The sequence below is a fragment of the Clostridium celatum genome, from assembly GCF_021412605.1.
GTDB lineage: Bacteria > Bacillota > Clostridia > Clostridiales > Clostridiaceae > Clostridium > Clostridium celatum.
Map to the genome: position 1 here is coordinate 1 of NZ_JAJKGM010000056.1, position 13,688 is coordinate 13,688.

Genomic DNA, 13,688 nt, shown 5'->3' on the forward strand with positions numbered 1-13,688 from the left:
TCTACTTTTGTTTCATCATAGTCAACTTCAAATTCCATAGCATACATATTTTCTTTTATGTCGCTTAAGTTAACATTTATATCGAAGTCACTTCCAACTGTCACTTCTTCAGCTATAGTCATATTAATTCCTGCTTGTACTTCTTCTGGAATTTCTGGAGTTTCTTCTTTTACCTTATGAATAGTAAATTCTGCTGCTGAAGCAAATTGATTTGAGCTATTTGTTGCTCCTTCAGTAACGCTTATCTTAACATATCTAGCATCTACAGCATCAAACTTAGCATACTTGTTAGCTATATTATTATCCCAAGTAAATGTACCAACACTAGTATATTCATCTTCTGCATTAGCCTTTACTAATATTTCACACTTTAACACTCTTCCATTTGGGCTACCATCTTGTCTTGGAATATAAGTTATTTTATCTATATTTTGAACTTCCTTCATATCCACTTCAATAGTTGCTGGTAATGCTTGATATGGACTATAGTTTGAATGCCAAATAGTATTTAAGTCATTATCAAATGCTAAATATGCTGGTCCTTCAACTCCATTTACAAGTGCATTTTCATTATCAGATGTAACTGTAAAATTAGTTGAATCTATAACTGTTTCATCTTGTGGTAATTCACTTCCAAGAACTATTCCATCAATTAATCCCTTAAATGAATTTGTTGTACTTCCTATACGTTCAAATGGAATAAGTAAAGTTGCAACTGGTCTATTTCCTAAAGTATCAACTAATTCATTATTAACGTATAATGAAGTTCTTTCATTTTCACTTGTAATAGTTAAATATACCCATTCATCATCTGGTAATTGGTAATTAAATGAGAAGTCATCTCTTTCTCTTGTAAATCCAACATTACCATTAGCATCAACTGCTTTTATAGCATAATTATCAAATTTAGATGGTGATTCAAATAAAATTTGTTCTCCTTCTGGAGCATTTCCATCTTTCTTAATCCAGAAAGAAATTGAGTTTGGAAGCCCAACTCTCTTAATTGGAGTCTCTACATAGCTTTCTCCACCATTAAGTCTTAAAGCTTGTCCTTTCTTTCCTGCTTCAAGTGATACATTTTTCTTAGAAATTGAATCATATCCATTTCCTGACTTATCTAATATTTCTTCTTCTTCAAAATCATATTCTACATAGTTAGGAGTATCTGATTCTACAGTATAATATGGGTTAGTATTTGGAGCTGTACCTGTAACTGCAGATAATTCATTTAGTTCTGCATATGTCTTATCTTCTCCTTCACCCCACATTTTTTCTGCAAGTGCTGGAAGCGCCTTAAAGAATCTATCAAATACATCATATTCAGAAACACTTTGACTTCTCTTATCTATTGAGTCATTCCATATTGCATAAGCAGCCCCTAACATTTGGTCATCACCTGCTGGGAATTCTTTCCCTGCCATTACATTTGGTTCCCAGTTATTATAAAGATTTTGAGCATTTAGATAGTTTGCATAATATCCAGCTGCAGGAACTATATAAAGACTTGAATCAAGTGTATTTATTAAGTCATATCCTTCATTATACATTTGTGTTGGCTCTGCCCAATCTCTTGACCAAACATTTAATTGAACTCCTTCAGATCTAACTTCTGTTGTTCCATCAAGCCAAGTTAATCCACCCCACATACGAACTGTTCTACCTGAATCTTGAATGTGACCAAGAACAGAATCTGTAAATGATCTATATTGCTCCTTATTAGCTTCATATTCATCAGTACCTACATGAACTGTAGTTTCTGTATCAAATACTGGGTTATCGCCTTGCATATATTCATTAAATAAAGTCTTAACAAATTCTAAAGATTCTGGATTTCCTAAATCTAAATGATCTAATACAGGTCTATTAGATATTCTTGGATTCCATCCTTCTAAAGCTAAATTTCTAAACACTCTTGTAAATGCCAAAGCATGAGCTGGAGTATCTATTTCTGGTACTACATTTATTCCCATTTGTCTTGAAGATTGAATAAATTCTCTAAATTCATCCTTAGTATAGTATACATCTGTAGATGTGATACCTTCTCCTGCTTCATTTTTTAGATCAGATTCTAGTCTAAATGCAGAATATGCATCATATGCATCTTCTATATTAGATTTATCTGAATTTATATAGTCTTCCAAGAATATATAGTTATCGTTTAAATGAACTTGTAAATCATTTAATTTGTACCAAGCCATAGTTTCAGCAAGCTCTTTTAATGAATCTAATTCATAAGATTTTCTTGCTACATCTAAAATAAAACCTCTTACTTTATATTTTGGATAATCTCTAACAATACCTTGTGGTAATGTGCTTTCTGTTTGTTTTAAAATTTGCAATATAGAACGTGTTGCATAAAATGCCCCTTGATTAGCCTTAGCTTCGATTTTAACAGAATCAGTTATTGTTATAATATTACCTTCATCACAAAGACCACCATCTTCTGTTGCCAATGTTAAGAAAAAGCTTCCTGCTACTGCTTCTGTTCCTACTTCTACAGCTATTTCTCTTCCCATAATATCTTCATAATCACTAGCAAACTTATTAGCTGTTTCCATTAATTCATTGTTATAATTGCTATCAACAATTATCCTTGTACTATCTGAAATTTCAAAATTTCCTTCTGTTCCATACCATTCTGCTAGTTCTGGAATAACTTTTGGCTTTTCATTACCAACATTAGCTTCATATTTCCCTGGAACAAGTACTTGTAATGCTGCTGTAGTTCTTTCCTCATCTCCCTTTTTAACTTTGAAGTTAACTTCTACAGTTGTATCAACTAATGGTTCATATATAGTTCCATCAGCACCTATAATTTGCTCGTAATCTGCACCAACAAATTCTAATTCAAATCCTTCTGGAACCTCTGGCATTTGCATTTTTGCATCGCCCTTATTTACAACAGGTGCTGTTATTGAACCTACAACATCATCAATTGTGTAAGTTGGTAAATCTAATTTATTAGAATATAATTCAAATTCATATATTGAAACTGTATTCCATGTATTAGTTACTCCAGATGCATTTGTACCTGTTTGGTCAAAATTATTTATTTTAACTCTAACATATTGGGCCGTCTTAGGTTGATCAAAATTAGCAGCTACCCTACAGTTATCGTTTTTAGAAGTTCTTGCCCATGCTGTTTCCCACTCTTGTCCATCATTAGAAATTTGAATTTCGTAATCAATTACATTATTTCTCTCCCAATTGATAACAAAACTTTGAATTGTTTTAGCTTCTGGTAATTCAATTTGTACCCAATGTGGATTTTCAGTTGTTGCACTTCTAACTTCACTAGCCCATCTAGTAGTATCATTTCCATCATTAACCTTATCTGCTGTTAACGCTCCACCTTCAAAAGCATTAGCTGTTGCTGTTCCCTTAAGTGCTAAATTTTCAACTTCTTGATATTGATTTACTTCAAGTTCAAATACTGATACTGTATTCCAAGTTATACTTTTATTACTTCCATCAGTATCTCTTTTATCTGCTGTTTCTGAATAATTTGAAATAGATAAACGAACATAACGTGCAGTTTCTTGCGAATCAAGCTTGACTACTTGTCTATATTCACTTGGTGCACTTGTAAACTCTTCAATCGTTCTCCAAGTTGTATCATCACTACTTACTTCAATTATATAATTAGTTGCATTTTTTCTTTCCCAATCGATTACTATTTCATCAAAGTTTTTAACTTCACCTAAATCAATTTTTAACCACTTTTTATTTTCTATAGTTGCTGATGTTGTATTACTAGCCCATCTAGATTGTTTTCCTGAATTTTCATAATCAACTATTCCATCAATTGCTTTACTTCCAGTAAAATCTGATGTTTCATCATCTGATGTTGTTGCTACTACTCCATCCTCTAATGCAAGATTTGTCTTTACTACATTAGTTTCTGCTTTTACATAGGTAAATGAATTTGCGACCATCATCATGCTTAAAATCATTACGCATAACTTTTTATTTCTCCTAATCATTCTCATATCCCCCTGTTTTTAAGTTTAATTTAAAAATATTCTGTTAAATTAATTAACAGTTTTTTATTAGCCTCTTAATATGTATTAATTAATAGACTATTCTCTCAAATAAATTTTATCACCCATTTTTTTTAATATAAACCTTTTGTAATATTTTTGTATTTTTTCAGCAATATTCTTATATAATAAAGCAAAAAAACTATATTAAAACTATTTGTATCGACACTAATATTAAAAATTTATTTTTCTTAATACTTATATACACAAATAATTTTATTATAGTTTTTAAATCAGTTTATATTAATTCTTATTATATTTTATAAAATTAGCTACACTTATTAATCTATCTAATGAATATTCAAAGAACATTTTATATGACTGGCAAAAATAATTGATGTAATTTCCACTGTTGTTAAATTCCATTCTATTTCTTTTGCACCCGCCTCTACATAATTTAAAATAGTTACAACTCTTACACTGTTTAGTCTCTATCATTGAATGTTCAATAAATTTAATATCCATTCTTTTATTATCTATTTCATTTATTGAATTAAAGTTCAAGTTTCCAAGCTTGTACTTGTCTAAAACATAAAAATCACAAGGATAAACTTCTCCATCAGACTCTATTATGTATTGTTTATTACATATACCTCTATGCTCACAAGCCTCTGGTAAATATCCTAAGATAATAGCTAAATAATTATCAAAAGTTCTAATATATGGTTCATTTCCTTTTTTAAAATCTTCAAACCAAAGATCAAATAATTTATTTAAAAAGTCCCCATATTCCTTTGGCGTTATAGAATACACATCTTCTCCAGGATTTTTATTTAGCTTATCTAAACAAGGTATAAACTGCATAAAATTTAGATTGTTTTTTCTATAAAACTTATATATTTTTTCTATTTCGTTTACAGTCTTAGAATTTACTACAGTTAATATATTAAAATCTACTTCATATTTTTTTAATAAATTTATTCCTTCTAAAACCCTATAAAAAGTTCCTTCTTCTTTTAAGTTTTTTCTATATTCATCATGTGTAGCTTTATTACCATCTAATGAAATTCCTACTAAAAAATTATTTTCTTTAAAAAACTTTACCCATTCCTTATTAAGAGTATATCCATTAGTTTGTATTGCATGAACTATTTTAACATTATTTATATTATGTAATTTTTCATACTCTAATGACTTTTTAAAAAAGTCTAATCCTATTAATGTAGGTTCTCCTCCTTGATATGCTATTACACATTCTCTCTCTGCATAAGCTAATGATTTTTCTAAAACCTTTGATAATGTTTCTTCACTCATAAACCCATATGATTCTTTTTCTCTATTTTTAGCTACATCTTTATAGAAACAATACTTGCACCTTAAATTACAATTACCTGATGCTGGTTTTATCAATAAATTAATTGGTGGCATTATATATTCTCCTCTTCCCCTTAAATACTGTTTTTTTCTATATTTCCTACTGATTTTAATTTTACCTTATTTAGTTTTATCTATCAATTTTATACACCTTATATAACTTAACCTTTATTAATACTCAAAATTATGTACTATTGAATAAAAAAATAGACAAATGGTATATTGCAAATTTAAATATACCATTTGTCATCATTTAATATTAACCTATTTTTATTATTTTTAAATAATGATATTTTTTAATTTAATAAAAATAATATTAGTTTCCAAATATATTATCTATAATAAGCTTTAAATCCTCTGTATTTACTACACCATCTTTATTTATATCAGATTTTTCACTTAGTTCATTTCCTGATACAACATTACCAAAATTCTTAGATACTATAGCTAAGTCTCCTATAGTTATAGCTCCATCTCCATTAATATCTAAAACTAATTCTGGTTCTACATCATCTAATACATAGTTTATAGTATATACATTCTTTGTTCCAGCTTCTGAACGAACTACTATTAATGATTTATTGTTATAAATCGGTAATACAGTTACAGCTGCATTGCTTTGTCCTATAGCTTCCACTGTTGTAGGTAATGTTTCTACTTCAACAGTATATTCCATTTTATCTGGAGCAAAGTCAGCTAAAGCTTGACCATCTAACTTAATTTCAGATAAAGCAGCTGATACATTAGCATTTACCTGTGGAACATATTGATAAACAGCCATTTCAGTTAAACCAACACATTTTCCTGCTTCTGGTTGTTGCATATAAACACGTATACTATCTGTGTTTATTACATTGTCTAATCTATAAGTTGTTTCTCCTGAAGTATAAGAAACTTCTGTTGTATTTGTATGAGAAGCAACTACATATTCCCCTGCTTCATTCTTATAACTTATTTCTACTTTCTTTGGAATTCTACTATATACATTATCTGTAAAGAACCATAGGTCTAAACGGTCAATAGCATGTTTATTATCCCAATCTAATTGAATATAAGCTCCCTTTGGCTCTCCATCAACAGTTAAATCACGTTCACTCCAGTTTGTCCAACGTTGATCTGTTGCACTTCCATTATTAGTAATACCATTATTAATAGAATTTAAATTATCTGATGTAGAAGTACAGCTTTGTGATAATGTTGGAACATCATTGTTTTCTGCATTATTAAGTGCAAGGTTACTTGCTGTTCTTAATGCTTCAACTACTCTAACTGAAGCAGTAACAGGATATTCTTTACCTAATAAGCTAACTGTACCATTAACAACTACAGTTTCACCTTCAGTAGAGAAATCTTTGCCTTCTAAATCCCAATTAACAACAAATTCTTCACTATCACCACCATCTACTAAATAACCTTTTACAGTCTTAGGAAGAGATGGAGTTGTACCAGCATAAGTGAAAGTTGAATAATTTTCCATAGCAACTACATCACCTATAATATGAACATTAACAACTACAGCTATATCTGTACCTTCTAATTTACCAGTTAACTTAGCTATTTGTGGAGTATTTAATATTTCTTCATCATAAGCATTCCATTCAATATTAAAGTTAGCTGTTGTTCCATCACTATATCTTGCTTCTACAGTTGTTGGTAATTCTGGTTTTTCACCTAAAGAAACATAATAATCTTTAACTATATCATAAGATTCTATATATTTATCGTCTCCGGCTCTATTTTCAGTATTAATTGTTATAGATTTAGATTTTAACCCTTCACCTGAAACTGTTAATGTCATTTCACCTGCATCTTTAGTAGATTGAACTATTACTAATGCTTTTCCACTAAATGCACTTCTAGTACCAAGCTTATCAGTAGTTGGCTTGTAAGAAGTAGTATCAGCTGCATTACCATTATCTAAACCTACAATCTTACCATTTCCTTCAAGAGTATAAGTTAATTCATTGTTAGCACCACCAACAATGTTTCCATCTGCATCTACTAAATCAACAGTAATATAAGATAAATCATATCCATCAGCAGCAATAGTAGTATTATCTGCACTTAAATCTACAGTAACAGCTTCACCTGTAGTTGTTACAGAGCTTCTACCTTCTGTATTAGTTATTTCATTACCATCTTTATCATAAGCCTTAGCTTCTAAAGTTCCTGCTTCATAAGTTACATTAAATGTTGGATATAATTCATCATCACCAAATGTATAATATTTATATCCAGCTTCTGTAGTATGCTCTGTAGCAGTTTGTTCTCCAATTTTTTCACCGTTTAAGTATAACTCAACTTTATAAGCATCTGTAAATACTTGAACTGTAGCTACACCATTGCTTAGGTATATATCTTCCCTATTCCATGTAGGTAATAAATGTAATGTGTTTACATCATCATTCCATTGACTTTGATATAAATAATAAATATCTTTTTCAAAACCAGCAGTATCAACTATACCAAAATAACTTGATTTAGGAGCTGCTCCTTGACCACTTACAGAACCTGTTGATACACCATTCCAAGGAGTTGGTTCACCTATATAATCAAATCCTGTCCATACAAACTCTCCTGCATTTCTATCATTTTTTATAACATATTTCCATGCAGTACTTGCTGAATGTCCCCATCCAACTCTATTTTCATTATTGTCATATTCAGCCATTTGAAGAGCGCTATTATCTCTTCCCCAAGTTTTATAATAACCTCTACTATGAACAGCACTACTAGTTTCTGAATCATAAGCTATCCAATTTTCATTATTGTTTAATAAGCTATTAAATTGATTTTGATTTGTATAGTTAAATCCAACTATACCACCATTTTCAGCAACTACATCTGAAATAGCTTGTGCTCTACTACTACCATTCTTAGATTGATTATCTCCGATAGTAACAGGTCTTGTTGTATCTTCTTCTTGAATCCAATCTATAATATTTTGAACAACTGTAGTATAGTTAGAAGAATCTCCTCCGATACCTTCTAACACTTCATTACCAACTGACCACATGATTACTGATGGATTATTCTTAGCATTTTTAACCATTGATTTAGCTTCAAATTCACCCCATGTCATATCAGCTTCACCATTTATTATTTGGTTATCTTCTCCTATTGTAGCATTAAAGTATTTAGAAAAGTCATTACTATTACCATTCTTAGGATTTGTCCAAGTATCAAAGGCTTCATCTATAACCATTAATCCTAAACGATTACAAATTTCTAATAAAGCTTCACTTGCAGGATTATGAGATACTCTAATTGCATTAACTCCCATTTCCTTCATTATTTCCATTTGTCTTTCTACAGCTCTATAATAAGATGCTGCTCCTAAAGACCCTTGGTCATGGTGCATACAAACACCTTTAAGTTTCATCATTTCACCATTTAATGAGAAACCTGTATCTCTGTCAAAGCTATAATATCTAAATCCAAAATCAGTAAAATAAGTATCTACAACTTCATCTCCTACTATAACCTCTGTTTTTACTTGATACATATTAGGATTATCAGTTGACCAAAGATTTGGATTATTAACTACAGCTGTTTGTGCAACAGTTTTAGTTCCATCTTTTGCAACATTTTCAGTAGTTGTTACTGGCTCACTAACTGCTTGTCCATTTGCATCTATTATCGTAGTCTTAACTGTAACATTTGAATTATCTAAAGATTCATTTTCAATTACCGTTTCTACATTTACATCTACAGCTCCACCTTTTTGAATTTCAAGATTTGGAGTAGTAACTGTTGTTCCTAAGTGTGCAACATGTATAGAATCTGTAACACTTAAAGTAACATCTCTATAAATACCACTTCCTGAATACCATCTACTTGTTGGAATAGGATTAGAAACCTTTACAGCAATTATGTTTTCAGTTTGGCCATCACAAACTAATGCATCTGTAATATCAAAAGCAAAAGCTGTGTACCCATAATTATGTTCCCCTACCTTTTGTCCATTTACATAAACTTCTGCATTCATGTAAACTCCATCAAAGTTTAAAGTAAAATCTTTTCCTTCATATTTTTCTGGAACTACGAAATGTTTACGATACCATCCAGTACCTCCCAATAAGAAACCACTTTCAGCTTCACCTTGAACTGTAAATTCACCTTCAATACTCCAGTCATGTGGTAAATTTAAATTTCTCCACGCTGAATCATTAAAATCTACAGCTTCAGCACCATCTTGGTTGCCTTTAAAGAAACGCCAGTCTTGATTAAATAAAGTGGATCTTTCTCCTTCTTTAATAAATCCTACATTTACCGTTTCAGCATTTGCTGCTTCTTTTGTTTCAGCATTTGCAGCCATTGGTACTAAATTAATTGAAAGTGCCATGGCAACTGCTACAGCTGAACTCTTTTTTTGAAATACATTCATTTTTATACCCTCCCCTTAATTGATATTAGTAATCCAACGAAAACGTAAACATATTATACATATTATTTTTTATGTATATTTAATCCTCATCCCTTTTTACGATTCATCAAATAACCTTTTCTGTATAATAATACCATCATTTTAAGTTTCAGTAAAGTTTATTATTTCTATTATTCCTTATTTTTCTGTGATTTTTAATCATTTTTTGATGATTAAACTAATATTATTAAATAAAGATGATACAATCTCTAAAATTCGTTGATTTTTAAGATTATATCATCTCTTTTTATAAATTAAAAAATTAATATTTTACACTTTAAAATTTAGATTTATATTAATAATTTATTTAAACACATAATATATTGCTGAAAATGGTTTTATATCAACTGATAAAAGTCGCTTAACGCTATTTGCAATTATCAAACTATGATCATTTCTATCTTCTCTTTCAACATACTTAGTATTTTCTTCGATTAAAGTTCTATAACTACAGTTTCCATCACCACCGTATTGCTCCATATTACTATCAAAAAGAACTTCTATATTTCCTTCTCTATCTATTTCAACCTCATAATTATCATATTTCTCAGCTGAAAAATTAAAAATTGCTACAATTTTTTGTCCCTCACAATATCTTTCAAATGCATAAATACATTTTTCTTCTTGATGACAATCTAGCCACTTAAAGCCTTCTAATTCATAATCCATTTTGTATAATGCTGGGTAATTAAGGTATATATGATTTAACTCCTTCATAAACTTATGAAATTTTTGATGAATAGGATAATTTAAAAGATCCCAATCTTGCTCTCTCTTTTCATCCCATTCTCTAAATTGAGCTATTTCATTTCCCATAAAGTTAAGTTTTTTTCCTGGATGCGCATACATATACATGTATAACGCTCTTGCTTGCCTAAACTTATCATCATATTCACCATTCATTTTTTGTATAATTGTACCTTTTCCATGCACTACTTCATCATGTGAAAAAGGCATTAAGAATTTTTCACTATAAAAATACATCATAGAAAAAGTTAACTTATGATAACTTTTTTTTCTATCATAAGGATGTAATTTAAAATATTCTAAAGTATCATTCATCCATCCCATGTCCCATTTATAATCAAATCCAAGACCACCATCTTCTACTTTTTCTGTGACATTCGGATATGCTGTTGAATCCTCTGCAGCTAAAATTGTATTAGGATGCATTCTTTTTAATCCACTATTTAAATTTTTTATAAATTCTACAGCTTCTTTATTTTCTCCTCTATTTGAATCTCCTTGCCAATAAATAATATTACTTATTGCATCCATTCTTAAACCATCAAAATGATATTCTTCAAGCCAATAGTTTGCTACGGATTGTAAAAAGCTTCTCACTTCCCCTTTAGAATGCATAAAATTTTTACTTCCCCATTGACTTATTGCAATATCTTCGTGTGGATATTCATATAATGAAGTACCGTCATAATTTGCTAAAGCAAATCCATCTACTGCGAAATGAACCGGTACAAAATCCATAATTACTCCTATGTTATTTTCATGACATTTATTAATAAATTCTTTTAACTCTGTTGCTGTTCCATATCTAGATGTTGGACTAAAAAATCCTGTATTTTGATATCCCCAAGATTCATCACAAGGATGTTCACTTAATGGCATTATTTCAATATAATTATAACCATACTCTTTTACATACGGAATTAACATTTCTCCTATTTCTCTATATGTATACCAAGTATCATCACTTTTTTTCTTCCAAGATCCTAAATGTACTTCATAAATATTTAATGGTTTATCCTTACAATCACTTCTATTTTTTATCCATTCTTCATCAGTAAATTCATATTCTCTCAAGTCTCTAATAATAGATGCCGTGTTTGGTCTTAACTCCATACCAAAACCATATGGGTCACAATGATCTACATATTCTCCATCTTTACTGTAAATTCTATACTTATATAACATTCCTGGCTTTGCATTTGGAACTGTACATTCAAAGAACTTATCATCCTCTATACGCTTCATTTCACTTCCATCCCATTGATTAAACTCACCAATTAACTCTACTTTTAAAGCATGTGGTGCATATGTTCTAAACACAACTCCATCATCTTCTAAATGCGCACCTAAATATTTATAAGCATCAAAAACTTCTCCTGTGTAAAATCCATACATATCCATATTATTATCTCCTTTAATTGTAAATGTAGTGATTTTATCACCCATGACTATTTTACATTATTTGGAATATAAAAACTATAAAAATTTTTTAAAAATAAAAGATCTACAGCAAAAATTTCACTGTAGATCTTTATTTTTTAAGCTTTTTCTCCTATTTCATACATAACAAATATTTTGTGAGCAATAGCCATAACTGATGATCTTAATATCTCACTTTCTTTTGTTACATTTAATGCTGAATTAGAATACGAAAAATCTCTTGTTATAAAAACAGATTTTATAGCTTCTTCAAGTTCTGTACAAAAATAATCATATGCTATTTCTATTGGATAAAGCTGCATTTGTATATCTATAAGCCTACATATTTCTTGTAAACTAAATACCTGTTTAAATACACAAACAACTATTAAATATGCCAAATGTTTTTCATTATACTTTTTATCTTTTGGTGGCGAAACAACCTTTTGTTTTACATAATTATTAAGCATTGTTGGCGTTAATAGCTTTTCTTCATTATCAATATTAAGTTCTTTTGCCACTTCTTCTAAATACATAATTACCTGTTCTTTATATAATGGAACTCTTGGCAATTCACTAAATCTTGGTATATGAAATTCAGGAATACCCATTATTACCTCCCTAGCTTATTGTAGTACTTTATGCTTTTTAATATATTGAATTGCAACACATCCTGGTCCACCTTGAGTAGTAAATGCAGGCCCTAATAATCTTGTTTCAATATCAGCATTTCCTATATAACCTAGTATAATATTTTTTGCATCTTCTGCCAATTCTTCCTTACATGCATGAGAAATATAAATCTTAAAATCTGAGCTTACATTATCTTCTATCATTTCTTCACAAATTTTTTGTATAGCCTTTTTAAAAGTACGCTTAGTAGTAAATTTAACTAAAGATTTTTTATCTTCTGATAAAGTCATTACAGGAACTAATTTTATTACACTTCCTATTTTCCCAACAAGCGGAGATAATCTTCCACCTCTAACTAAATAATCAAAATCATTTGGAATTAAAAATGATTTTGTATTTTTAATTGCTTCATCTAGTTCAGATATAATTTCATTTTTTGATTTATTTAATTTACTTAACGCTACTGCTAAATCAACTAAATACTTATGTGGTCCACATAAAGTTTGTGAATCTATTACATGTATACGTTCTGGATTTTTACCCATTTCTCTTGCCATACAAGCAGAATTATATGTACCTGATAAACCATCTCCCATTGAAATATTTATTATTTCATCTTCTGGATAATTATCATATATGTCTACAACCTCTCCAATTGCTGGTTGTGAAGACATTGGAATATGTCCTTCATTTATTATATCTATAAATTCCTTTGTATTAATTTCTTCATTTTCTTTATATGTTTTTCCATTTATAGTTACAGTAAGTGGTGCAACTATAATTCCATTAGCTTGTCCTTCTTTTACTGAGTAAAGTGATGATGAGTCTGTTACTATTCTAACCATAAGCCCTCTCTCCATTCATTTGATTTTATTCTCTAAGTTATTTTGTTTGACATTCTAAACTATGTAGTTTTTAAAACTATATGTTTTAGTCTATCACCCTAGTCGTTATTTGTCAATAAACTTCACACTTTATTCAAATTGATTTCCTTATACTACACAAAGAAAAAACACTTTAAAATATGTTAAATTAATCGAGTAGGAGGAAAATAATTATTTTATTTTCCGTCCTCTCACACCACCGTGCGTACCGGTCTGGTACACGGC

General features: G+C 29.7%; 6 protein-coding genes. All 6 read right to left on the minus strand.

Annotated elements, in window-relative coordinates:
• Positions 1-3,983, minus strand: a 3,983-nt coding sequence (locus LPC13_RS15510) for a discoidin domain-containing protein (RefSeq protein WP_234088986.1), incomplete at its 3' end; no start/stop codon positions are given.
• 300 nt (positions 3,984-4,283) lie between these two features.
• Positions 4,284-5,408: an anaerobic sulfatase maturase gene (locus LPC13_RS15515; protein ID WP_005214242.1), complete on the minus strand. Its 1,125-nt coding sequence runs from the start codon at positions 5,406-5,408 to the stop codon at positions 4,284-4,286.
• A 262-nt stretch (positions 5,409-5,670) separates the two neighbouring features.
• Positions 5,671-9,741, minus strand: coding sequence for a glycoside hydrolase family 2 TIM barrel-domain containing protein (locus LPC13_RS15520; RefSeq protein WP_005214244.1), 4,071 nt, complete (start codon positions 9,739-9,741; stop codon positions 5,671-5,673).
• A 342-nt stretch (positions 9,742-10,083) separates the two neighbouring features.
• The gene (gene glgB, locus LPC13_RS15525; RefSeq protein ID WP_083875415.1) at positions 10,084-11,928 is read right to left on the minus strand and encodes a 1,4-alpha-glucan branching protein GlgB; all 1,845 of its coding nucleotides are present in this window, start codon (positions 11,926-11,928) and stop codon (positions 10,084-10,086) included.
• 137 nt (positions 11,929-12,065) lie between these two features.
• Complete coding sequence (locus LPC13_RS15530; RefSeq protein ID WP_005214248.1) at positions 12,066-12,557, minus strand: DUF1836 domain-containing protein; 492 nt, start codon at positions 12,555-12,557, stop codon at positions 12,066-12,068.
• Positions 12,558-12,572: 15 nt separating this feature from the next.
• Positions 12,573-13,424, minus strand: a complete 852-nt coding sequence (locus tag LPC13_RS15535; protein WP_040419750.1) for a DegV family protein — start codon at positions 13,422-13,424, stop codon at positions 12,573-12,575.
• Positions 13,425-13,688: the final 264 nt, after the last annotated feature.